Source organism: Streptomyces iranensis (genome assembly GCF_017874715.1).
Taxonomy (GTDB): Bacteria; Actinomycetota; Actinomycetes; order Streptomycetales; family Streptomycetaceae; genus Streptomyces; species Streptomyces iranensis.
Genome location: NZ_JAGGLR010000043.1, coordinates 39844 through 62737 on the forward strand (window position 1 = coordinate 39844; position 22894 = coordinate 62737).

Sequence of the window (22894 nt, forward strand, 5' to 3'; positions counted from 1 at the left end):
GGATCACGGCCGGCCCGCCGAGCACGGCGGCCCCGGTCCCGGCGATGCCGCCCGCTCCGCTCCCCTCCCTCCGCCCCCGGTCAGCAGGAGGTGTGCGGGGGATATCGGGTCGGTGGCCGCAGGTGGGCGGGGCGTGCCACGAGGCCGGTGCAGGCCGGTCTCGCCCGCATGGTGAGCAGCCGGCACGCGGGGTGGGGTTCGGTGCCGGTCAGGCACCCCACCCCACGTGTTCGGGAGACGTACGGTGCTCAGGGCACGCACTCCGTTGCCCTCACCCGTCGGCTTGCCACGCGCGGGGTTCCGGTCCGCCCCGTACCGGCGGCCGCTTCGCGCGGGCGGCGAGCCAGGTGCGCCTTATCTCCAGGGCACTGGGGACCACCGCCCGGTGGCGGGTCAGAACTGGGGGTCGAGATATCCGCCCCACGTCCAGGTGCCGGTATATGCCACCTCCACGGAGGCAGAATCCGAAACCAGCACCCAGTCAGGATTGTCGGGATCCAGCATGGTGGTCTGGAGGTAGTAGCCGTTCTTCGGCCACAGGCAATCCCTCCAGGTGTACCAGTCCGCGCCGAGTTCGATGGTGCGCCAGGAGGTGTGCCGGGATCCCATGACACGGCCCCAGTCGTAGCTGCCGGCATCCAGTTTGATACGGCGTTCGACACAGGACTCCTCCCAGCCGAGCCTGGGATCGTCGATGAGGTGCTGGGACCTGGTGTTGTAGGCCGTCACCGCCGTGACATCCGCCGAAGCGGTACCCGGCAAGGCGAGGATGGTCCCGCCGAGCAGGGCCACGAGGGATAAGGCGATGCGCGAGATGCGTGCCACGATCTTTTCCTTCCGACGGACGGACCGATGCCCGAAAGGCAGGAACAAGCGGAGTACCGCTGTGCACGCGGCCGATACCCCGGCCGCCTTCTGCCCCAGGCGCACTCCAGGTGTAATACGAGCCTGCCGAGACGGGTCCCGCCAGAGGTGCCCTATGCACGGGCCCGCTGCAAGCACTCCTGCCGGACACGCTGCATGCGGCTCTGTCCGCAGTTACGGACGCTGTTGGTGATCTCTAGGTCGTGAGTCTTTGGCAGATTCGCTGGAAGTGGCTCGTCGGTCGAGGCTCGCGGGATGGAGCCGTGCCGGGTGGGAAGCACTCGCTGAGGCGGATGATGTCGGCTCCGGCGGCCGTCAGCACGTGCTGGACGTGAGCCTTGGCCAAGCCTCGGTAGCGGCAGCGGCGGAGTCCATGAGCGTGGACGGTCTCGGAGACAGTGGCCGCGCAGCCCGCGCGGATGGCATAGCGCCGACGCCACGGATCGGTTTTCTGTTCCTTCCGGACCTTCGTCTGGATCTTCTGCTGGGGCTCTGGCAGAAGGAAGATGTGGCGTCCTTTGCCGTCGACGTTGCCGGTGCACTGAAGCCTGTCCTCGCACTCATTGCAGGCTTTGCGGGGGAAGAGAACCGACAGCCGGGGGTGTCCATCGCCGAGAGTGGAATTCCACGGCGGGCTGACCACACCGCGTGGACAGGTCAGGGTGCGGGCCTGCCAGTCGACGCGGAAGTCCTCTTTGGCAAAACCCGGCCGTTGACAGGCACGGGGATCGTCGCGGACCGGACCGAGCAGTCCGATGCCCCACCGCTGTTCGCTGCGGTGGATGCTGTCCGGAGTGACGTAGCCACCGTCGACGACGTGCTCTGCCGGCTGGAAGCCCTGCTCGGTCAGGCCCTGGTGGATGCGGTCGAGAGCATCGATGTCCTGTTCCGGCGCCGGCCGGGTTACGACCTGCACGATCACGTTCGGGCCGGGGCGGTCGCAGGTTTCACTCTGGTGGTCGCGGTAGCCGATCCAGTCGCGCTGTCCGGCTGCTGTGACCTTCTGTCTGTAACGGGCCTGGGGATCATGCGGGGTAACGATCTCCATACTGGACCATGGCACTCGTGCCGAGGCGGGATCAGGCCGACCGTCTGCCTTGGTCTTGCCGGTGTTCCTCTGCTCGGTTGCCCGTCGGCCGGCCCGGTCGCGAGTGGACTTCGGTCCGCGCCAGCGCAGTTGGCCATCGCCGTCGTACCAGTACTGCTGAACCCAGACCTGCCGCAATACCTGCACGGCGGGCAGGTCCCGCAGTCCGGGCGGCGCGTCGTCCTGGTAGACGGCCCGCAGAATGTGCATGCCGTCCTCGCCGACCTTCAGGACGTAGGCGATCAGCGCGTCCCCGCCGCGAGGCAGCCGGTGATAACGCACCGGCCATAGCGGTCTGCCCAGTCCCGGGTGACGAGCCGGGCCAGCCATTCCTCACCGTGCTCCGAGAGCTCCTCCAGCGCGGTCCGTAAGGTCTCGGCGACCAGCTCTCCCCGGTTCAGGCGACGGACCGCGGCGAGCACATGGGTGGAGTCCGTCCGCACCCGGCCGCGGCGTTTGACCAGCCCAGCCGCCACAAGATGGTCGACCATAACGGTCAGCAGCCGGTCGGCCCGGTCACCCTGGGCCATCCGGCCCCTGAACTCGCTGAGTACTGAGAAGTCGAACCCCGGATCGTCCAGCTCCAGGCCCAGACAGTACTTCCAATCGAGACGGCACCGAACGGCCTCAGCCTGCCGGTCGGTCAGGTTCTCGGCGTACTGCAGCACGGACACCAACGCGAGCCGGGCCGGTGACAGCCCCTTTCTCCCGTCAGCCGGATACCAGTCCGCGAAGTCCTCATCGACGAACAGTTCATCCAGCCGGTCCCGCACCCACATCGCGGCCGTGCCTCCCGGATTGCTCGCCCGAGCCATCCGCACCGTCAACGGCGGAACCACCCGCCCCGCACCCGAGCCCATCGCCATCGCGGCCCTCCGACCGCTCGATCCGCCCCGCTTAGACAAGAGCAGCACACCCAAACCAAGCGAGAACGGAAGACCGCACAGCTTCACCCCAACGAGCGAAGATCACCAACAGCATCCGGAACTGCGGACAGAGCCTTGAAAACGGCCAACGCTACTCGTCGCTCCACTCGGTCCGAAGTTCAACGGAGCAGGGAGTCTCAGAGAGCATTGTCGGCCGGGTCCGCCCGCTCGTGGAGTGTGCGGACTGTGCCGTCGGTCAAGGGCAGCTGCGGCCGCGGCGCGCTCCACGCTGGGCTTCGCCCACCCTGGACAGTCCGTCCTGGTCTTGGACCTGGCTAAATATTGGTGGCCCCTTCCTTGCGACGCCTGCCCGCAGGTCAGGGCCAGCTGCGGCCAACGGGCGTGTAGCGCTGTGTGGTATAAACCCAACCGTCGATCACGGCGGCGATCTCGGCCGCGTCGGCCTGTTCGGCGGGCAGGTCGGTGATGGCGTAGACGGTCTCGCTGGACCACTTCTTCGCCCCGTACAGGCGGCGTCTGTGCTGGATGCGCAGGACCTGGCGGGCGTGCGGGAAGAGCAGGCCGTCGACGGTGACGACCTGCACGTGACACTGCTCGTGGCGGCCGTGGCCGCGGGCGTGGCCGCGGTGGATGACGGGGATGGGGCGTGACCCAGATACGCCAGAAACCCGCCACGGGATGATCTTGAAGGGGTGAGCGCATCGGACCCGTCACCCGTTCGGCTCAGTGTCGTTGGTGGTGACGTTGGATGTCGTCCGGGGCGGGGTGAGCTGTGACCTCGATCGAGAGGACGGCGTATCCGCGGTTCAAGCGGCTGATCACCGCGCACGAGCTGCACTTGTTCTTCGAGCCTAGCCGTGAGGAAGTCGAGTGGGCCACCGCCCGTACCGACTGCGACGAACACCTGCTGGCCCAGGTGCTCGTACTGAAGTCGTACCAGCGCATGGGGTGTTTCCCGAAGCTGGACGAGGTCCCGAACACGGTCGTCGATTTCGTGCGTCGTGCGGCGGACCTGCCGGAGGGCACGGTGCCGAGGAACCGTACGGCGGAGCGGCAGCGCACCGCCGTACGGCAGCGGGCGGGCCTGTCGTACGAAAGGCGAAGGCCCGGAAGATCGCCGAGGCGGTGATACGGAGCGAGGCGGTGTCGAAGAACCGTCCGGCGGACCTGATCAACATCGCGCTGGAGAAGGTCGTGGAGGCCGGGCTGGAGCTGCCGGGCTTCACCACGCTGGACGCGCTCGCGGCGAAGGTCCGCACCGAGGTGAACGCCTCGATCTGCGCGGGCATTTGCGAGCAGCTCAGCGAGGCCCACCGGGAGCGGCTGCTGGCGTTGCTGTCGGAGAAGGACACCTCGGGTACCACGAAGTACAACCGGCTGAAGCAGTCGGCGAAGGCCCCGACGTGGTCGCACTTCCGTGCCCAGGCCGAGTACCTGGGGTGGGTGGACGGGCTGGGCGAGACCGGGGCGTGGCTGTCCGGCGTGGCCTCGGGGAAGATCACGGACTTCGCCGGGGAGGCGGACGCCGCGGACGCGCCGGGGCTGCGGGACTACGGCCTGGTCAAGCGGCTCGCACTGCTGGTGTGTCTCGTGCACAAGGCGCGGATGCGGGCCGGGGACGCGCTGGCGACGATGTTCTGCAAGCGGGTCGCGTTGCAGGTCAAGCGGGCCAAGGCGGAGCTGGAGAGCATCCACGAGGGGCAGCAGGCCATCGTTGAGGCGTTGATCGGGAACTACCGCACGGTGCTCCAGCACATCGACGCCGACGGCCCCGTCCAGGCCGCGCGCGAGAGGGCGGCCGCGTTGACGGCGGAGATCCTGGGGGTGGTCACCGAGCTCGACCAGGACACGGAGGCCGGCGCGGTGGCCACGCGGCTCGGCGACCGGCTCGCGCCCGCCCTGCACACGATGGCGAAGGCCCTGCGGGTGCAGGCCGGCGCCCTGGGGGCCGCGGCGGTGGCGGTGGACGGTTTCGGCGGGTTCGAGCAGCAGTACGAGCAGATCGAGGAGGTCGCCGCCCATCACGGCAACTACTGGGAGGTGCTGCTGTACGGGCACCTGCTCAAGGACCGCTCCACGATGTACGACCTGACCAGCCGTCTGGAACTGACCGCCGCCTCGGAGGACAACCGGGTCCTGGACGCGCTCGCGCACGCCCGCCGCCACAAGCACCTGCGCGACTACATCCCGGGACGGTATGAGGACGGCCGCCCGGTCGACATCTCGTTCGCCACGCTGAACTGGCAGAAGGCCGTCCGCGACAAGAACCGGCCCGGCGCCTTCGTCCGCAAGCACTTCGAGGCGATGATCTTCGCCGCGCTCGCCGAGGAACTGCGCACCGGTGATGTCGCGGTGGCCGGGTCCGAGGAGTACACCGACTGGAGTCAGCAGCTGCTGCTTTGGGACGCGGTCGAGGAGAAGCTGGGCGACTACCTGGTGGAGGTCGGCCTCGCCGAGCCCGGCGACGATACGCCGTACGACGCGGGTCGTTCCGCCGGCAGCTGGAGGACAAGCTCACCGCGGCCGCCGCGACGGCGGATGCCGGGTACCCGGACAACGAGGGTCTGGTCATCGACTCGGAGACCGGCATCCCCTCCCTCAAGGCCCACCGCGCCGAGGGCCAGCGGGCCTCGGCGAAGGCCCTGGAGCAGGAGATCAGAACCCGGATGCCGGAGCGCTCCCTGCTCGGGGGCGTCTCCCGCACCGCGTACTGGGTGGAGTGGTGGCGCCGCTTCGGCCCCGCGTCCGGCACCGAGCCGAAGCTGATAGACCCCTTCGGCCGGTACGTGATCACCACCTTCGTGAAGGGCGCCAACCTGGGCCCCTACGAGGCCGCTCGCCACATCCCCGGCGTGAGCGGGCACGAGGTGTCGCTGGCCGCAAACCGGCACTTCTCCATCCCGACGCTGAACGAGGCCATCGCCGACCTGGTCAACGCGCATGCCCGCCTGGACATCTCCCAGGCATGGGGCGACGGCTCCACGGCCGCCGCGGACGGCACCCACATGGACACCTACCTCAACAATCCGCTCTCCGAGACGTCCGTGCGCTACGGCAAGCCGGGCGGTATCGCCTACCACCACATCTCTGACACCTACATCGCGCTGTTCACGCACTTCATCCCGTGCGGGGTGTGGGAGGCCGTCTACACCATCGAGGGCCTGCTCAAGAACACCTCCGAGGTCAAGCCGGCCACCGTGCACGCCGATACTCAGGGCCAGTCCTTTCCGGCCTTCGCGCTCGCGCACCTGCTGGGGTTCGACCTCATGCCATGGTCAGGAACTGCTGCTGCGGCGCCTGCGGGCCGGGGCACGCAAGAACACGGCCTACACCGCCTTCCGCGAGGTCGGCCGCGTCATCCGCACCGTCCAACTGCTGCGCTACCTCCCGGACGCCCCGCTGCGCCGGCGGGTGACCGCCGCGACGAACAAGGTCGAGGCATTCAACGGCTTCTCCCAGTGGATCGGCTTCGGCAACGGCGCCGTCATCACCGACAACGATCCCGTCGAGCAGGAGAACCGCGAAATTCAACGCGCCGCTCACCAATGCGGTGATCTTCCACAACGCCCTGGACATCGCCGAGATCGTGCGCCAGCTCCAAGAGGAGGGCTGGGAGATCGACCCCGAGGACCTGGCCCACATCTCGCCGTACCTGACCGAGCACATCCGCCGCTTCGGCGAATACTCCACCCACGAACTCGGCATCCAGCCCGAGGCGTACGACCCGCATCTGGACGTCGACTTCAGCCCACTGCGCGGCGACGACCCCGGCACGGACGGATACGGCCAAGCGGCCTGACTCCGCCCCTGCCGGGGGCCCACAGCCCGCCCCTAAAACGTAGGACAGCTTCTCAGCTTGTCCTTTGACCTCCGTCAGCGCCATGAGTGCCGGGCCGTTGGATCTACTCCATCTGGCTGAACCAGTGGCTGTTTGCCCTGGTTGGCGCCCCCCTGACGCCATGATGGGCCGCTGCCGCTATGAGTACCGACATGTATCGCACCATAGTGCTATTCCGCCATTCGAAGGCCGACTCCTCGTTCGAGGGCGATGATCACCAGCGTCCGCTCGCCGAGCGCGGCCGTCGTTTTGCCGGTAACCCGGGGGACGGACAGGACCATCCCCTGGGCGCGGGCTTCCCAGGGGGTGGCACGGACAGTCAGCGGAACAGGCGGAAGAACCCGCGCACCTGCTTGACCAGCGACTCCGGCTGCTCCAGCGCGGCGAAGTGGCCACCATGCGGCAGCTCCTCGAACCAGCGCAGGTCGGTGAACCGCAGCTCGGCCTCCCGCCTCGACGGGTGGGCTATGTCGCGTGGGTAGACCGACAGCCCGGATGGCGCGGTCACCTTGTCCCGGAAGTTGGCGAAGCTCTCCCAGTACAGGCGCGCTGACGACGTGGCCGACGCGGTGAACCAATAGACCGAGATCTCGTCGAGGATCGTCTGCCGCGACAACGCGTCCTCGGGATGGCCGTCGTTGTCCGTCCACGCCCAGAACTTCTCGGCGATCCAGGCGGCCTGCCCTGCCGGGGAGTCGGTGAGGCCGTAGCCGAGTGTCTGCGGCCGGGTCGCCTGGATCGCCGAGTACCCCCGGCCGGTGCGCTGCATCTCCTTCTCGGCCTCGAGATTCGCCAGCTCCGCGGGCGTCGGGTCGTCGAACGTGCCCGCCGCCACGGATCCCAGGTTCAGGTGCACGCCGGCGACCCGCTCGGGCGCCACCTCGCCCAGCACCGCGGACACCGCCGAACCCCAGTCACCGCCCTGCGCGCCGTACCGTTCGTAACCCAGCGAGACCATCAACGTGTCCCAGGCGCGCGCGGTGCGAGTGATGCCCCACCCGGTCGTCGACGGCTTGTCACTCCAGCCGTACCCGGGCAACGACGGCGCGACCACGTGGAACGCGTCCGCCGGGTCACCGCCGTGCGCGCGCGGGTCGGTCAGCGGGCCGAGGACCTCCAGGAACTCGAGCACCGAACCCGGCCACCCGTGCGTGAGCACGAGCGGGAACGCGTCCGGTTCCGGCGAGCGGACGTGCAGGAAGTGGATGCCCAGCCCGTCGATCGTGTCGCGGTACTGCGGGAACACCTTCAGCCGCTCGGCGAACCCGAAGTCGTAGTCCTCGGCCCAGCTGCGGCAAAGCTCTTGCGCATACGCCAGCGGCAAACCCTGTGACCAGTCGTCCACCGGCTCGCGCTCGGGCCACCGTGTCCGTCGCAATCGTTCACGCAGGTCCGCGATCTCGGCTTCGGTGATGCTGACCTCGAATGGCTCGGCGGACATGGCAAGGCTCCTTACTGGTCAAGGCGTTATCGGATCAGATGCAGGTGGACCGTCATCGCGGGCTCCCACGCGTGGCGTCGGGTTCGGGGCGGCGGTCGGCGGTAGGGCGCCGGGTCAGGCTGAGGACGAGTCCGGCCAGGGGGAGTGCCGCGAGCATGGCGAGGGCCACCGGCACCGGCACGATGCCGGACAGACCCGCGACAGCGGCCGGACCGATCCCGCCACCCAGGGCGTTCATGAAGTTGAGCAGGCCCTGTGCGGTGTCGCGGTCGTCAGCGGCGACCAGGTCCGGCGCGAGGCTCACCAGTACGGCTTGGGCGCCGGCGAACCCGCACACGGTCAACGCCGTGCCGACGACAATCGGGATCGGTCCGGTGAAGATCGCGGCCACGAGTACGCCGACGACGGTGAGTGCCGCAAGCCCGGCCGACACCTGCCAGCCGGTGAACCGGTCGGTCAAGGTGCCGACCAGCCGCCCGGCCAGCACCGAGCAGGCGGCGGCCGGGACCAAGAGCACGCCGGCTTCCAGGGGACCACCGCCCGTGGCCTGCTCGATCAGGGACGGGGCGCGGAACAGCACCCCGTAGTAGCCGGCGAAGACGGTCCCGCCGATGAGCCCGGCCGCCAGGAAGCCGCGGGATGCGATCACCCGCCGAGGCACGAACCCGTCGGGCGTGCTTCGCACGCGCCACCACAGTCCCACGGCGGCGAGCGCCCCGGCGGCAGCCACGACGAGCGTGACCGGAGCGGGCAGGCCGACCGAGTGTGCCTGCAGCAACGTGATCAAGGAGCCGGCGAGTACCGACAGCACGGCCGCGCCGACGATATCGAGTCGCCCGGTCGAGCCGTTTCGCTCGCCGCTACCGCTCCGCGTCAGCGCGCGCCTACTCGACAATGCGGCCAGCAGGAGGGGCAGCGCGAGGACCGGGATCGCGAGCACGGCACGCCACCCGAGCCATGCGGTCACCGCCCCGCCCAACAGTGTCCCGCACCCCGACGCCGTCGCGCTGGCGGCCGCGATGATTCCCAGGGCGCGGATCCGTTGCCGCCTGGGAAGGGCGGTGGCCGCGGCAAAGACAGCGATCACGGTCGCGCCCGCCCCGGCGCCGCCGATCAGTCGGCCGACGATCACGACGGACAGTGTCGGCCCGGCTCCGGCGAGCGCGGAGCCCGCGGCGAGCGCCACGACCCCGGCGACGAGGACCTGGAAGGGGCTCCAGCGGACCAGCAGCCGACCCGCGACCGGCATCGCGAGCGCGGAGGTCAGCGACCACGCGGCGAGAATCCATGCGGTGGCCCCGAACGGCACCGCGAGTGCGCGGCCGATGGCCGGCAGGGCCACCGACGGCGCTCCCAGCGCCACGTACATCGGCAGCACCAGCATCCCCAAAGTCAGCCCCAGCCGACGCCCGTCCGGGGCGTCGGTTCGCTCCGGTGCCGGGGCCCCTCCAGACGGGATCGTCTGCGGCGTCGTCCCCTGCCGGGTATGTTGTGACATGCGAAAGCTCCTTTGCGTGTAACATTATGGAGCAGTGAGGAGATACGTCAAATGCAGGATGCGTGTCACAGCCCATTGGTGGTCCAGGCGGCCGTCGACCTGGCCAACACCTTGAGGCCGATCAAGGGAGAGGACGCGCTCGAGACCGTGGAGCAGCTCCGGGACTTCCTTGACGACCATCCCGCGGCTGAGCCTCCGAGTTCGGCCGCGAACCAAGGGACCGGTCCGCGGCATCTCACCCGCGCCGACCTGGCGGAAGTCCGCGCGTTGCGCGAGACGGTGCGTGAGGTGCTCGAACGGGCGAACGCGGACGCGGTCGAAGCTGCGGCTCTGATCAACGACGGTCTGCGTCGCAGCCGCGCCACCCCGGTACTGCGCCACGAGGACGACCGCTGGTGGACCGAGGTGACCTCCGACACCGACCGCTGCTCGGCGCACCTTGCCGCGACTACGCTCAGCGCACTGGCCTCCGTGATCGCCACGCTCGGTCCCGCTCGTCTCGGCGTATGTGCCGGGCCGACCTGCCGGGCCACTTTCGTGGACCTCTCGCGCAACGGCTCGAAGCAATACTGCACCCGAACCTGCGCACACCGGGCCAGCGTCGCGGCCTACCGGAGCCGGCGCAGCCCGCGTTGAGCCCCGGCACCTGACCCTGCCAGGCCGGCTCCGGGGTTTCGTCCGAGCCCGCCTTCGACGAACTCGTTCGGGCCTCCAAGGGCGTTCCTCGCGATGCAATCTACATAGCCGCGAAAACCGCAATACAGGCCCGAGACCGCAGATCTCCGTTCCGATCGTCCAGGACGCAGCGCGAGCCTGGTATCAGTCCGACAAGGCGCGCCGGGCGCGAGCTGGATCCGGTCGAGCTCGCGGCTCAGGGCCGACTAGGACTCCTTCGGGTGTGCTCAGCTGTGTTCAGCGAGGAGCAGTACCGCCCGGGGACTCTGCGCCCAGGAGCGCGAGCAGCCCGGGAAATCTCTTCTCGATGTCCGCGCGTCGTAGTCGGATGCCCTTGCGGTTGCCGTAGTCGATCTCGTCAATGAGACCTGCCTCGCGCAGGACCCGGAAGTGGTGGGTCTGGGTCTGCTTCGAGATCGGAAGATCGAACGAGTTGCAGCCCCGCTCGCTGTCGCTGCGGTCGACGGCCAACTCCGTCATCACCGAACGACGATGCTCGTCGGCGAGGGCGCGAAACACCGCACCCAGATCGAGCGCATCGGCCTCCGGGCCGACCAGATTCATCCCGGTCACGCGACACTCCCTTCAGGTACGACTTGCATCGTACCTGAAGGACGTGCTCCACTGAGGTACGAAATTGATCGTACCTTGACCCGATTGCGCTGCCCGGTGCCGCCGCCCCCTGAGACCCGGCCCGGCACTCGCCGGGGACCTGGTCATCGACACTCCGAGAGGTCATCGTCATGAAGAAGCCCGAGGTGCTGATAGTCGGTGCCGGAATCGCAGGGCCCGCACTCGCATACTGGCTCTCCCGGAATGGCTACCGGCCGACGGTCGTCGAACATGCCCGGCAGCTGCGCTCCGGTGGTAGCGCGATCGTCGTGAAGGGGCCCGCGATCCCGGTCGCCGACCGCATGGGCATCCTTCCGCAGCTCCGCGGGCTCGCCACCCGCAATCGGTCACTGACCCTGCTCGACCCCGGCGGCAGGCGGATCCTGCAACTCCCCCTCACCTCGGACAAGGCTCCGACGGTCGAGGTGACCCGATCCGACCTGTCCGAGGTGCTCCACCGGTCGGCGCAGACCGAGGCCGAGTTCTTGTTCGACGACACGGTCACCGCTCTCGACCAGGACGAAGGTGGGGTCGACGTCACCTTCCGGCGGTCCGCGCCACGGCGCTTCGACTTGATAGTCGGTGCTGACGGGATGCACTCCACCGTACGGCGCCTGGTATTCGGACCCGAGCGGCGGTTCGCGAGCGACCTGGGCCTGTACGGCGCGACCGTCCCGCTGGAACCCGACGCCATCGAGGACCCGACCGAGATGACGATGCTGACCGCGCCGAACCGGATGCTGGTCCTCCACCCCTCGCGGACCACTCCGCTCGCGATCTTCACCTTCCGAGCCGCCCAGCCAGCGGCCCACGACCGCAAGAACATCGCCCTTCACAAGCAGACCGTGGCCGACGCCTACGCCGACGTGCGGTGGCGGGCACCGGAACTCGTGGCGGCGTTCCTCGACCACCCGGCTCCGTTCTTCGACCGCCTGACCACCGTCCGGATGCCCTCGTGGTCCCGCGGACGGGTCGTACTGCTCGGGGACGCGGCGGCGGCGACAGCCCTGCTGGGCGACGGGTCCAGCATGGCAATGGCGGGCGCGTACGCCCTCGCAGAAGAGCTCGCCGCCCATCCAGGTGATCACGCCCGCGCCTTCGCCGCCTACGAGTCGCGGCTCCGCCGTGAGGTAGGCCCGCGGCAGCGACGCGTCGGTCTGCTCTCCAGGCTCATGGTGCCCCGCACCCGGCCGGGCCTCGCGGTGCGCAACGCCGTGGGCCGCGCGGTCGGTCGCACGAACCGGATCGCCTCGCGCGAAGCCGCGAACCGGTAGACCGGGCCCGCACCGACCGGTCACCGGTCGGTGCGCAGCTCCGCGGTAGCTCACAGCCGGGTCGGCGCCGCCACCATGTCCGACGAGCCCGGCTCGGCGTGGCAGGTCATCGCCGACGCAGCAGGTCCGCTTCTGGCGGTTTCACCCACCAGTCCGGGCGCTCGCCACGACATGGGTGCTGCCGGTGACTACGCCCCCGCGAGGCGGAGGTAAAGTGCTGGGCGAACAAGGCATATCAAGGCGCCGGCGGCACCACCCGGGCACCCTCCGCGGCCGACGTCTCAAGCTGCGGCAACGTCGGCACAACAGCACCCACGCCAGAATCCGTTGCCTCGACGAGCAAGCAACTCCGCTGTAGCACCAACCGAGTCACCGCCATCGTGAAGACCATCCCCGCCTTTCGTCACGCCTCAACCTGAGGTTGGAAAAAACTCAGTGCCCGCGCAGGAAGTTCACGACTTCGGGCAGCAGCTCGGTGGTGATCGGCAGAAAGCCGTCTGCCGCCCGTCCGGAGCCCGGGCCAAATCCGCTGGGTCCACGGTCAGACCGTATACACGCTTTACCGAGACTCAGGCGCGGCCGTAGGTGCATCGGTAGCTGGCCAGCGGGGGCTGCCAGCTCGCCGGGTCCTTGTCCCCCTTGGACCGGTTGGAACGAGCGGAGACCGCGATCAGCTGCGAATGGGTGAGGTCGTTGCAGCCGAGTCGGCCGTCACGCCGTCATACGGCGAGGTCCAGTGAGGACCTACATCCTCGCCACCATCTACCTCTCACGCCGCGGCTGACCGGCCCGCGGACGGCCAGGACGGCGACAGCCACGACGGCGCTCACGGCGGCGGTACCGGACTGCCACGGCGCCCGACCCACGCAAGCGGCAACACCCACACGACCGCGCGAGCGGCACCACGCACGCGGACGACAACCGCATCCGGTACGACGGCCACCCGGCGGACTTCTCGTGGAGGAACGGCCCGTGCCGACTCACGATCCGTTCCCGTACGTGCGGTGCTTCGCTTCCGATGGCGGTGCTTTCACCGTGCCTGTGCGTACGCCGGGCTCTGGGGCCCCGGTACGGACCGCGAGCTCGGGCTCGTCACCGACGCGATCGAGATGGCGGTCGCCGCCCGCGGCGGCCAGGTCGACGGAGTCGTCTTTCACACGGACAGGGGCGCCCAGTACGTCAGCCGGGTCTTCGCCGAGGTCTGCCGCCGACACGGCATCCGCCGCAGCATGGGGCGCGTCGGCTCAAAACCCGGTGTCCACTCCCGAGGTTGAGCCTCAGCCGGCGGGGTGTGCCGGTGGCGTGTCAGGCCGCGGTGCGCACCTGCGCGGCCCGCGCTCGAGAGCCTCGGCGAGGCGGCCGACGTCGTCAGCGTTGTTGTAGAGGCCGAAAGAGACCCGCAGCGGCCCCGGACGGGCGAGAGCCGCACGCCGGCCGCGGTCGGACAAGGCGGCCACACGGCATCGGTGCGAGCCAGGACATAGACGTGGCTGCGCCGTTCCCGCTCGCGGGATCCGCCAGGTCGATACCCAGTCGGTCGAGGCGCTCGATGAGCCGGTCACCGAGGCTGAGCAGGTGGTCGGAAATGGCGGGCAGTCCGATGGACTGACTCAGATCGAGCGCTCCCCCGAGGGCATGAATGGCGGGCACGTTGAAGTTGCCGATCTCATGGTGGAGATCGACGGCCTCGCCTACGGCTCCATCCAAAGGGACGAGGAATCCGAACAGCGGGAAACAGGGCGACAGCCGGACTCCGCGGCCCCCAGCCCTGTGAGCAGTTGGCGAGCTGGTACCGAAAGGCCGGGCACGACGACGACGCCCGCCACGTACTGCTGGCCAAACAGCGCCATCGGCGTCGAACTCTTCACCGGCCGCGCGTGTATGGAGGCACCTGCTCGACACGACCACCGGCTACGGCTACCGCCCCCGGCTGACCAATGCCCGGCTCCCCACGCTGACCTTGCTCGACACACTGCCCTTCGGAGGTGAAGTAGGCCGCCGACGAGGTGCCCCTGGCTGGGGTCCTTTTCCGACGGCCCCTTCCCGAACGGTACGGGCGCCTTTCAACGCATACCGCTCTCCAGTGACGTCATCTCCGGGTTGAGACCGTGGCCCGTCCTCTATGGATGTCCCAATGGCAGTCGTGACAGACCACGAGGGTCTTGCGTCGACGCTGCGCCATGAGCCTTATCCAGGGTGAGGGTTCGGGCCGACCAGGCCGGTTGAGATCTGCCATTTTGCGGATGTGGTGGACTTGCAGACCGTTCCGCGATCCGCAGATCTCGCACTGCCCCGCCAAGAGCCGGTGGATCAGCTCGTTGCTGCCGGTGTATCTCGTTGACGGTTTCCTGTCGACCAGGTCAGCAAAGCGTTGTCGTTTCAGCGGAATCCCGCCGAAGCGAGCAACCAGTGGTTTCCTTCCGTCACTGCGCTTGACTATGACCTGCATGCACGTCCGTGGTCCGTCGGGCGTTTGGACGGTCGCCCTGTGTCGGCGAGCCATCCTGGAGACGGTGGATCGAGAAATCCTGATAGCGTATCAGCACCCCGCGGAACGCCGGTTTCCCGCGCTTCATATACAACGCGCACCGTTTCCGGATCACATCTCGTGGCACATACAGGCCGATACAGCCATTGACCGCTCGACGCCCGCGAGTGATCTTCGTGTCGGCCAGCTGGGTTCGCAGCTCGTAGCCAAGGAAGCGCGCCGCCTGGCTGGCGGCGTGCGTGATCAGGGTTTTGGATTCGGAGAGTTCCAGCTTGAGCTGATCATGCAGGAACTCCTTCATCCGTTCTTTGATCTCCAGGGCTTCCCGCTTTGGCCCAGCGAAACCGAGCAGCCAGTCGTCGGCATAGCGGATGTACCGCAGCCGCCGGTAGTCCGGATCATCGGGATCGGCACTGGGTAGGCGCCGAAGCTGCTGCCGAAGCGCACGCACCGCCGCCTTGTCCCCGCGCTGACTCGCCCGTTTGATCCTCGCCTCGACGCGCCAGTACTCCCCGCTCCGCCGGCGCAGCCTGCCCCGGTTGTAGTTCGGCAAAAGGTGCTGTTCAACGAACTGATCCAGCCGGTCCAAGTAGATGTTGGACAGGATCGGGGAAGCCACGCCGCCCTGCGGCGCACCGCTGAGCGTGGCCTCCCATCGCCAGTCCTCCAAATACCCGGCCTTGAGCATCTGGCGGATCAACCGCAGAAACCGCCCATCGTGGATCTTCTCTCCCAGGAGCGCGAGCATCACCTCGTGATCCAGACTGCCGAAGCAGTCGGAGATGTCTCCTTCGACGAACCAGTGTGTTCCCTTCCAGACTTCCACCACCTCATTCAGCGCGGTGTGGCAGCCCCGGCCAGGGCGAAACCCGTGGGAGTGGCGGGAGAACTGGACGTCGTAGTACGCCTCCAGCAGGAGACGCACCACCTCAGCGACCAGCTTGTCCGACCAGGTGGGCAGTCCAAGCGGAAGCTTCTTCCCGTTCTTCTTCGGGATATAGGTCCGCCGCACTGGAGTCCACCGGTACGTCTCGGCGCGTAATCGGCCGATGATCGCGTCGATTTTCTCCAGGGACATACCGTCCACGGTCTCCCCGGTGACCCCAGGCGTCATCGCACCCTTGTTGGCGTAGATGCGCCCGTAAGCCATCAGGAACAACTGCGGGTTGAACAACTGCCGATACAGCCTTTCCAGCGGCAGACCTCGCCGCCGCGTTCCCGGAGGACGTCCAGCACCGTTGCGGCGTTCTGCATTACGCATACCTCCCATCGCCGGACGCGTCAATCACCTGTGCCCCTTCACCCTGTGACCAGCTTTCCCGGCCTCCTTGGCAGGTCGTCACTCCTGCGACTGCTACGAGCACTCCGTCGCCATAGGGCTCGCGCCCCGTAGGCGATCCCGTGGTACGTCTTCGTTGTACGTATCGAGCGCGACGTAGGCCGCCCACTCATTCCCTTGGCCGCCCTCACTGGGAGGCGCTCACGCCATGGAGGTTGCCCCAGCCTCCAACCACGACCGAGACATGGCGTGACGTCGATTATCAGGCGTCGTTTCGGCGGGTGTCTTTCGCACCGCTGGGAATTCGGCTTCAAGCAATCAAGCCTTAGCCATATCGCGCGGGTCTTGCGGCACCCCGCCCTGGACGCCTCCAGACGGACACCACTTTCCGAGCATGCTGTTGTCCCCTCACGCTTTCGCGTTCAAGTAAGCCCGGCGACCCAGGAACCTCCCTCCAAGTTCATCCCGACTGCGTCGGGGATACAACGAAGCGCCTCACGGCGCACGTTGGACAAAGACGTTCACGGACCCGCGGCTCTGCGCGGCCATCGTCGACCGGCTGACGTTCAACGGCACCATCATCCGAACCGGCACCGACTCCTACCGCCTCACCTCCACCCGGGCACGAGCCGAGGAGCCCGCCAGGACCGGCTGCCCCAGAGAGCTACCTGCCTCGATCGCCAGCCGCCCCGGCAGGCGGCCAGCAACCCCATGTACGCCGCGCCATCGCCAGGCACTTCCGGCCCTGGCCGCGCTTGCACCGCCGCGTTGTGTGAATGGACCTCAGGAGTCGAGCACGGCGGCGACGGCCTCGATCTCGACGAGCTGGTCCTTATAGCCGAGGACAGTGACGCCCATCAAGGTGCTGGGGACGTCGTGGTCAGCGAACGAGTCCCGGACTACTTCCCAGGCAGACACCAGGTCCTCGCGCCGGGCCGATGCGACGAGAACCCTTGTGCTGATGACGTCCCGGAGTGACGCGCCGGCGGCAGCGAGAGCAGCCCGCATATTCTCGACGGCTTTCAGCGCCTGACCCGCGTAGTCCCCGATCGCTGCCGTCGAGCCGTCGTCGTTCAGGGGACACGCCCCGGCGAGGAAAATCAGGCGGGAGTCGGCGGGCGCCGTGGCCGCATAGGCGTACTCGGCGACATCGGACAGGGAGGCGGAGCGGATCAGAGTGATGGCACGAGCCACGGTCGTCGGGTCCTTTCTCATCGAGTGTTGAGCGTGGACATCCTGCCAACGGCCCGTTGGCACCCGCCTTCCCTTTTTCTCGCCGCGCCCACGGCAACGCCGTCATTTCTGTTCAACACTCGTGGACCCGGTGATCACCTAAGGTTTGAGGAGCTGAGAGCCACTCCCCTGGCGCGCCTGTGTCCTTGGTGCGCGTAGCTCAGATTCGGGACTGAAGCCCTTGCCCCCGAGCGCTGGCGGCGGGCTCTGGTTCTCGTGGACACGATGGATCAGGGTGTGCAGGCGCATGTTCCAGTACTGTGCACCGGTGATGGACAGGCACATGTCCCGTGGTCCGGCGGCGGGCTGGGCAACCAGGAAGAGGTGGGACTGGGCTCCGACATCGCGCAGCGGGTCTTCGTCCATCTCCTTGCGCAGCAGGGCGAGGGTATCGGCCTCGGTGTTCCGCCGCCGCGCGTGCAGGCTGACGACTTCGGCGTCGCCCATCTGGTACTTCGTCTTGTCGCTGCGGCCGAAGTAGCGCGTCCCTGCCACCTGCTCGTTTTTCTCCGGCAGCCCGTTTAGTAGGACTCCGTTAGGTCTTCCAGTTCGGCCTGTTCCTGGGCATGTTGGGTGGATGGACGCACACGAAGTGAACCGTGTCCGGGCGAAGTTGGCGTTATACGTGGCTGACGTGTTCGCGTCGGTGCCGCGCAAGGACCAGCGGGCGGAAGGCGACTGCTACCTGCAGGGACTGATGTTGGACGGCCGCCGCAAGTCGATCCAGGCCATGGCCTCGCGGCTGCCGGACGGCATCGAACAGAACCTGCAGCAGTTCGTGAACCAGTCCACCTGGGACCCGGTGCCGGTGCAGCGGCGGATCTGCGACCGCATGCTGCCACTGGTCAACCCGACCGCCTGGGTGATCGACGACGTGTCGCTGCCCAAGGACGGAAGAATGTCGGTCGCCGTGGCTCCGCAGTACTGCGGAGCCCTGGGCAAACGCGCCAACTGCCAGGTCGCGGTCAGCGTCCACGCCGCCAGTGACACGGCCTCCTGTCCACTGCAGTGGCGGCTGTTCCTGCCCAAGGAGTGGGCGGCGGACACTGACCGCAGGACCCTCACCCTCATCCCGCCCGAAGCCGGGCACCGCGAGAAGTGGCGGCTGGCTCTGGACATGCTCGACACGCTGGCCGGCTGGAGCATGAGGCCGCCGGTCGTGGTGGCCCACACCGCCTACGGCACCAACGCCCACCTTCGGGGCGGCCTGGCAGAGCGGGGCATCGACTACATATACATACTGGCGATCCGCGCGGACGTGACCGCCCACCCATTCGACGCCCAACCGACAGCCCCGGACCGCAAGGGCCCCGTCGGCTGCTGGCCCCAGCCCCGCTACCGCCACCCCGCACCCTCAGTGGCAGCCCTTGCCACCGGCCTCGGGCAGGAGGCGTTCACCTCCCTCACCTGGCGGCAGGGCTCACGCGGCGAGTTACGTTCCCGCTTCGCCGCCGTGCGCGTCCGCCCGGCCGGCAACGCCGTCGAACGTCCCATCCGGGCCGCCGCCTCGGCCGAACAGGGCTGGTGGGGCGGCATCCTGCCCGACTGCTGGCTGCTGGTCGAATGGCCCGAAGAGGCCGAGGCTCCCACCGACTACTGGCTGTCCAACCTGCCGGCCGACCCCCCGATCGCCGGCCTGATCCGTCTGGTCAAGGTCCGCTGGCGCCTCGAGCACGACTACCGCGAACTCAAGCACGGCCTGGGCCTGGACCACTTCGAAGGCCGTTCCTGGCCAGGCTGGCACCACCACGTCACCCTCGTGACCGCCGCCCACGCGTTTCTCACCGAACAACGTCTGGCCCCAAAAGCACCTGGACCGCACTCACCCTCTACCAGATCCTCGACGCCCTCCAAGACATCCTGAGGTGCGGGACAGGCACCTGCACCACCTGCAACCAGCCCCTCCCCACCAGGACCACAACACCTAGATCAAGACAGACCTAACGGAGTCCTACTAGGTCCTGTCCGTCGGAACTTTCTTCCCGAAACTGGGCCTAACGGCGCGCGGGCGCCGCGGACAGCGGGTGCAGCGCCTCGACGAGCCGGTCCCGGGACAGTGCGCGCAGCAACACCGTGTGCCCCGTGTCGGTGGCTATCGTCGGGCAGTTGTCCTGGCCCTTCACCGTGCCCGGCACGGAGAGCGTGCGGACGACCCGGCCGGTACGGGCCTCGCGGACGGTCACCTCGTAGTCGGCCCGATACAGCGGGAACGTCTGGAAGTTGCGTGCTCCGCCGCTGGCATCCCCGAAATAGCACTCGACCTTGCCGATCGGCCCGTCACCCTTGATTGGTTCGATGCATGCGAGCAGTTGGATCTGGGCATCCTTGTCGGTCATCGGATTGGCGAGGACGGATTCGTCGCCGCCGAAGTACCGCCCGTCGCCCGGGTCGTCGAGATCGGTGGGGATGACCCCGACGGCGACGGACTGGGGCAGCTGCGAGCGGATCCCGACTGGCGCGATGAAGTGCGGGCCCGGCCCTTCGTAGGCCGGGTTCCGGGTGCTCCACGGCTCGTCGCCGCAGTTCTCCTCGCGCGGGGCCGGGATGACCTCCGTGGCGCTCACCGTCGGCTCCACCCAGGTCTTGGAAGCCGACGGGCCGGAGGGGCCGCCGGCATCGCAGGCCGCCAGGGTCAGCAGGACGGCGAACGTGGCCGTGGAGACCACCGTCCCCCCGACGCGCGCTGTGGACCGGCTTCCCGGTATTCCCTGGAACCGCGGCGGGTCACTATGGACCATCACCGTCTCCCTCCGTCGTTCCGCCCCGTGCACCGTCCTGGACCTTCTTACCCGGCCGTCGGCGGGAGCCCTCCCACGCCATCCGGGCACCGTCCGCGGGACCCCTCCGACTCCCGCGGGCGGCTTGAACTTCTCTGGCGTCGTCGCAGGTGAGCGACGGTTGCGGCGTGACGAGTACGCCTTATCGCCGCCGAGGTGTTCGGGTCGGGTGCGCGGGTGTCCGCCGCCCGCCCGGCCGACGTGCTGGTGGGCCCGGCAGATAGTCGAGTCGAAGCTCACCATCGACCAGTCGATCCGACCATGCGCTGCGGCATGAGCCAGGACAGCCGCGAAGATCATGTCCCACGTGCCGTCCGCCGACCAACGTCTGTGTCGCTCGTACGCGGTCTTCCACGGACCGAAACGTGCGGGCAGATCCCGCCATGGCATCCCGGTGCGCAGTCGGTACAAGATCCCGTTGATGAGCTTTCGGTGACTGGCCCAACGGCCACCACGCTGCCCGGATTTCGGCAGATGTGGCCTGAGCCGAACCCACTCCGCGTTCGTCAGATCTCCCCGCCCCATGACCATGCCAATGACCCGAGACCACGACGGTCACAAGATCCGCCGGACAGCAGACCTAGACTCCCTCCTTCGCGGGTCACCGACCCCCGACGGCAGAGATCACTATCCTGTGCTCGTCTGCCGCGGATCAGTGTCGGAAGGCGTCCTTGATCTTCGAACCGGACTGCTTGGCGTTGCCCTTCGCCTTGACGCCTCGCCCTTCCGCCTGCGTGCGGCGGTTACCGGTGACCCGGCCGAGCGCCTTTTTGGCGCTGCCTCGGACCGCTTCGGCCGTGTGGGCCATCTTCTTCCCGACATCCATGAGTCACTGCCTTCCTATCGATGGGCGGTGCGGTGCCCGAATAGATGCGGTCGGCCATGGCGCCGAGTGCCGCGGGCGGACTCGTCGTCCGCGGGCTCGTGTCTGCCAGCCACCTCACCGCGCTCCCGGTCGACCGGCGCGGCCTCCCGGCGGTGCCGGGTGAGCACGTGGCGCGCGGCGTGCCTGCGGCGCACGGCGGCCATCATCAGGCTCAGCCCGAGCAGGGCGGCGGCCCCGATCACAATCCCGGAGAGAAACACCGTTCCGGAGTAACCGCCGCCGTCGTAACCGAATACAGAGAAGCCATCGGTGAGCGCGTGCCCACCGCCGAGGTTGCTCAGCACGCCTACCACGCCGATGACAGCCGCCGCGGCCAGGATGATGAGCCCAAAGAGCATGAGCAGCATGTCGCTCTCCTTGCCTTGAGAACCTTTATGTCATAGGAAACGGTGCGGTCCACGCCCGTCTCGCCGTCGGCGCCTTTCGATCTCGTGAATTCCGCCCAACCTCCGGCGGATGCCGCTCGGGAAGCGGGGCCCTGGCATCGGGAATCGAGCGCGGCCAGGACGGTCAGGAACACCACCGCGCCACCCACTGACAGGCCGCTGGAGCCGCGGTCGCCCTCGCCTCCGTGGCCGCTCCCGCCTCCGGTCCGCACCGCCACATCGGCCACGAAGCCGTCCAGGACCACCGGAAGGTCAACGCGGTGCCGGCGTAGGTTCTGCTGCGCCAGTGCCTGATACGTGCTCCGGAGTACCGGAGCGCTGGAGGCCGCGCCGAACGATGAGCCGAGCGCGACCGCGCACACGCCCAGCCGGTCGACGTCTGCACACGGCCGGTCGAAGGTGCGCTCTCCTCCGGACGCGGGGTCGTCCGGCAGGACAGCGGCATAGGACGCCTCGCCCGTGTCGCGGATGCTGCCCACCAGCTCGCGCACCTGCCTGGCGCTCAGTGCGCCGGACGCGCGATCCACGTATATGAGGTTGCTCAGCAGCACGTGGGCGATCTTGTGCACGCTGGTTTCAGCGTGAGCGGTACCCCTGGCCGTGAGGAGTGCCGCCGCCAGCGGGACGAGTACGGCCGACGCGAGTGTGACCGGGCGCCACGGTTTGGTGGTCACGAGGCTCTTTTACCCGTGATCGGGGTGTACCTCACAAAACTGTCGATTATGGTGCGTACCCGCGTCACCGCTGGCAGACTTCCTGCGGTGCCGCGGGCGACGGCGATGGGCGCACCAGCGCCGGAGACCGTGTGGGGCCACCACCACGGCGCCTCGGGCAGCGGCGAGCTGGGCGGGGGCCAGGGCCTCGGCATCCAGTGTCCACTCCCCCTCCAGCATGGCGAGCGCGGCGACCCCGCCGTGCTCCCAAGGCCCGTACGGCGCGGGCCGGCTCCATGCGGTCGTGCCCGGCCCGTCGGGAGCCGGGCGGCGATACGAGAGGCCGCGGTGGCGAGCGGGCTGGCTCACAACCGTGCGCGGGAGGTGTTCAAAGAGCACCTGATCGGCACGGTCGCGAGCACGCTGGAGCGTGGCACCGCCGAGGCCCTCGCGCACATCGACACCGAGATCACTGAAGCACCAGCCTCGACCTCGATGCCGCCACCGAGGCCGACCTGCGGGCTTTCGGCTTCGATGGCGCGCCTGCCGCCGACCCGGCCGAGATGTTCGATGCGGACGCGCTTCAACGTGCCGTAGTTTGGCGCGGCCGCAGGTCACGGGCATGCTGAGGGCTCGTTGGTCAGCAAAACCTCAGCATGAATCGGGAGACGTGCACGTTGGCGACGCAGCTCATACCCGGGATGGGAAGCTTCTTCAAGAACTGCGCTTCTCGCCAGAACCGTTGCCCCCACCCTTACGTCATTCGCTACCGCGACGCAACAGGTCGCCAGTGCGAGGAGACGGGGTATGCGACGCAGCAGTCAGCGCTGGAGCGACTGACCAAGAGGTTGCGTCTTTGGAAGTGGTGTACCGGGTTCCGCCTGATCCGGGGGTTTTCCTCGGCGTCGGGGTGAGGGCCCGGATAGACAGACGGCCATCGGCTGATCCTTCGAGAACGACGAAGATCTTGAAGGAGATCAGCACGATGACCGCACCTGACAGTGTGCCTCTGCACG

Annotated in this window: 21 protein-coding genes and 7 pseudogenes; 11 read left to right on the forward strand and 17 right to left on the reverse strand. The window is 68.2% G+C overall.

Going from position 1 to position 22894, the window contains the following annotated elements:
• Window positions 1-393: 393 nt before the first annotated feature.
• From J2Z30_RS47465 to J2Z30_RS47480, 4 genes and pseudogenes are all read right to left on the reverse strand, one after another.
• Window positions 394-825 (reverse strand): hypothetical protein, encoded by a 432-nt coding sequence (locus J2Z30_RS47465; RefSeq protein ID WP_044566448.1) that lies wholly within the window; start codon window positions 823-825, stop codon window positions 394-396.
• A 235-nt stretch (window positions 826-1060) separates the two neighbouring features.
• Entirely contained in the window at window positions 1061-2233 is a 1173-nt protein-coding gene (locus J2Z30_RS47470) for a transposase (protein ID WP_052701084.1), read from the reverse strand.
• A complete protein-coding gene (locus J2Z30_RS47475; protein WP_107073217.1) occupies window positions 2194-2817 on the reverse strand; it encodes a transposase in 624 nt (207 codons plus the stop codon). Before J2Z30_RS47475 ends, J2Z30_RS47470 begins: the two co-directional genes overlap by 40 nt.
• A gap of 440 nt (window positions 2818-3257) precedes the next feature.
• A pseudogene (locus J2Z30_RS47480) lies at window positions 3258-3482 on the reverse strand (ISAs1 family transposase); the annotation flags it as partial.
• 128 nt (window positions 3483-3610) lie between these two features.
• Here J2Z30_RS47480 and J2Z30_RS47485 point away from each other — a divergent pair.
• The 5 genes and pseudogenes from J2Z30_RS47485 to J2Z30_RS51235 all read left to right on the forward strand — a co-directional run bounded on the left by J2Z30_RS47485 (window position 3611) and on the right by J2Z30_RS51235 (window position 6637).
• On the forward strand, window positions 3611-3967 hold the full coding sequence (locus tag J2Z30_RS47485; RefSeq protein WP_308280279.1) for a DUF4158 domain-containing protein: 357 nt from the start codon (window positions 3611-3613) through the stop codon (window positions 3965-3967).
• A gap of 14 nt (window positions 3968-3981) precedes the next feature.
• Complete coding sequence (locus J2Z30_RS47490; protein ID WP_209469152.1) at window positions 3982-5604, forward strand: hypothetical protein; 1623 nt, start codon at window positions 3982-3984, stop codon at window positions 5602-5604.
• Window positions 5505-6050, forward strand: a pseudogene (locus J2Z30_RS52015) (Tn3 family transposase); the annotation flags it as partial. The gene J2Z30_RS47490 and the pseudogene J2Z30_RS52015, both read left to right, overlap by 100 nt.
• A gap of 85 nt (window positions 6051-6135) precedes the next feature.
• Window positions 6136-6300 (forward strand): annotated as a pseudogene (locus J2Z30_RS52020) (Tn3 family transposase); the annotation flags it as partial.
• 88 nt (window positions 6301-6388) lie between these two features.
• The gene (locus tag J2Z30_RS51235) at window positions 6389-6637 is read left to right on the forward strand and encodes a Tn3 family transposase (RefSeq protein WP_044566450.1); all 249 of its coding nucleotides are present in this window, start codon (window positions 6389-6391) and stop codon (window positions 6635-6637) included.
• A 358-nt stretch (window positions 6638-6995) separates the two neighbouring features.
• On the opposite strand, the gene J2Z30_RS47505 is transcribed toward J2Z30_RS51235, so the two are convergent.
• Window positions 6996-8117 (reverse strand): epoxide hydrolase family protein, encoded by a 1122-nt coding sequence (locus J2Z30_RS47505; protein WP_044566451.1) that lies wholly within the window; start codon window positions 8115-8117, stop codon window positions 6996-6998.
• Window positions 8118-8169: 52 nt separating this feature from the next.
• Window positions 8170-9615 (reverse strand): MFS transporter, encoded by a 1446-nt coding sequence (locus J2Z30_RS47510; RefSeq protein WP_044566452.1) that lies wholly within the window; start codon window positions 9613-9615, stop codon window positions 8170-8172.
• Between the two features lie 51 nt (window positions 9616-9666).
• Here J2Z30_RS47510 and J2Z30_RS47515 point away from each other — a divergent pair, with 51 nt between their 5' ends.
• Window positions 9667-10251 carry a CGNR zinc finger domain-containing protein gene (locus J2Z30_RS47515; protein WP_044566453.1) on the forward strand — a complete coding sequence of 195 codons (585 nt, stop codon included), beginning with the start codon at window positions 9667-9669 and terminating at the stop codon, window positions 10249-10251.
• A gap of 276 nt (window positions 10252-10527) precedes the next feature.
• Here J2Z30_RS47515 and J2Z30_RS47520 read toward each other — a convergent pair whose 3' ends face one another.
• Window positions 10528-10863, reverse strand: coding sequence for an ArsR/SmtB family transcription factor (locus J2Z30_RS47520; protein ID WP_044566454.1), 336 nt, complete (start codon window positions 10861-10863; stop codon window positions 10528-10530).
• Window positions 10864-11033: 170 nt separating this feature from the next.
• Here J2Z30_RS47520 and J2Z30_RS47525 point away from each other — a divergent pair, with 170 nt between their 5' ends.
• Complete coding sequence (locus tag J2Z30_RS47525) at window positions 11034-12176, forward strand: FAD-dependent monooxygenase (RefSeq protein WP_044566455.1); 1143 nt, start codon at window positions 11034-11036, stop codon at window positions 12174-12176.
• A 572-nt stretch (window positions 12177-12748) separates the two neighbouring features.
• Here the strand turns inward: J2Z30_RS47525 and J2Z30_RS50555 are convergent.
• Window positions 12749-12871, reverse strand: a pseudogene (locus J2Z30_RS50555) (HNH endonuclease); the annotation flags it as partial.
• Window positions 12872-13261: 390 nt separating this feature from the next.
• Between J2Z30_RS50555 and J2Z30_RS50560 the strand changes: the two are divergent.
• Window positions 13262-13423, forward strand: a pseudogene (locus tag J2Z30_RS50560) (DDE-type integrase/transposase/recombinase); the annotation flags it as partial.
• A gap of 842 nt (window positions 13424-14265) precedes the next feature.
• On the opposite strand, the gene J2Z30_RS52195 reads toward J2Z30_RS50560, so the two are convergent.
• Entirely contained in the window at window positions 14266-14679 is a 414-nt protein-coding gene (locus J2Z30_RS52195; protein WP_443732400.1) for an HNH endonuclease, read from the reverse strand.
• Window positions 14600-15925, reverse strand: coding sequence for a reverse transcriptase/maturase family protein (locus J2Z30_RS47535; protein WP_245389302.1), 1326 nt, complete (start codon window positions 15923-15925; stop codon window positions 14600-14602). Before J2Z30_RS47535 ends, J2Z30_RS52195 begins: the two co-directional genes overlap by 80 nt.
• A gap of 526 nt (window positions 15926-16451) precedes the next feature.
• On the opposite strand from J2Z30_RS47535, the pseudogene J2Z30_RS47540 reads away from it, so the two are divergent.
• Window positions 16452-16562 (forward strand): annotated as a pseudogene (locus tag J2Z30_RS47540) (ATP-binding protein); the annotation flags it as partial.
• A gap of 164 nt (window positions 16563-16726) precedes the next feature.
• On the opposite strand, the gene J2Z30_RS47545 reads toward J2Z30_RS47540, so the two are convergent.
• Together J2Z30_RS47545 and J2Z30_RS47550 are read right to left on the reverse strand one after the other, a co-directional pair.
• Window positions 16727-17137, reverse strand: a complete 411-nt coding sequence (locus tag J2Z30_RS47545) for a RidA family protein (RefSeq protein ID WP_044580616.1) — start codon at window positions 17135-17137, stop codon at window positions 16727-16729.
• Window positions 17138-17275: 138 nt separating this feature from the next.
• On the reverse strand, window positions 17276-17671 hold the full coding sequence (locus J2Z30_RS47550; protein ID WP_044566457.1) for a hypothetical protein: 396 nt from the start codon (window positions 17669-17671) through the stop codon (window positions 17276-17278).
• A gap of 82 nt (window positions 17672-17753) precedes the next feature.
• Between J2Z30_RS47550 and J2Z30_RS47555 the strand changes: the two genes are divergently transcribed.
• Complete coding sequence (locus tag J2Z30_RS47555) at window positions 17754-19040, forward strand: IS701 family transposase (protein ID WP_209469154.1); 1287 nt, start codon at window positions 17754-17756, stop codon at window positions 19038-19040.
• Window positions 19041-19170: 130 nt separating this feature from the next.
• Here the strand turns inward: J2Z30_RS47555 and J2Z30_RS47560 are convergent, their stop codons facing one another.
• The 5 genes and pseudogenes from J2Z30_RS47560 to J2Z30_RS47580 form a co-directional block, all read right to left on the reverse strand.
• A complete protein-coding gene (locus J2Z30_RS47560; RefSeq protein WP_044566458.1) occupies window positions 19171-19842 on the reverse strand; it encodes a hypothetical protein in 672 nt (223 codons plus the stop codon).
• A gap of 149 nt (window positions 19843-19991) precedes the next feature.
• Window positions 19992-20478, reverse strand: a pseudogene (locus J2Z30_RS47565) (IS5 family transposase); the annotation flags it as partial.
• A gap of 127 nt (window positions 20479-20605) precedes the next feature.
• Window positions 20606-20779, reverse strand: a complete 174-nt coding sequence (locus J2Z30_RS47570) for a CsbD family protein (RefSeq protein WP_078956364.1) — start codon at window positions 20777-20779, stop codon at window positions 20606-20608.
• Window positions 20780-20793: 14 nt separating this feature from the next.
• Window positions 20794-21186 (reverse strand): hypothetical protein, encoded by a 393-nt coding sequence (locus J2Z30_RS47575; protein ID WP_052701087.1) that lies wholly within the window; start codon window positions 21184-21186, stop codon window positions 20794-20796.
• Window positions 21126-21899, reverse strand: a complete 774-nt coding sequence (locus tag J2Z30_RS47580; RefSeq protein ID WP_044566459.1) for a hypothetical protein — start codon at window positions 21897-21899, stop codon at window positions 21126-21128. Before J2Z30_RS47580 ends, J2Z30_RS47575 begins: the two co-directional genes overlap by 61 nt.
• A 327-nt stretch (window positions 21900-22226) precedes the next feature.
• Here J2Z30_RS47580 and J2Z30_RS47585 point away from each other — a divergent pair, with 327 nt between their 5' ends.
• On the forward strand, window positions 22227-22475 hold the full coding sequence (locus J2Z30_RS47585) for a hypothetical protein (protein WP_044566460.1): 249 nt from the start codon (window positions 22227-22229) through the stop codon (window positions 22473-22475).
• Window positions 22476-22894 lie beyond the last annotated feature (419 nt).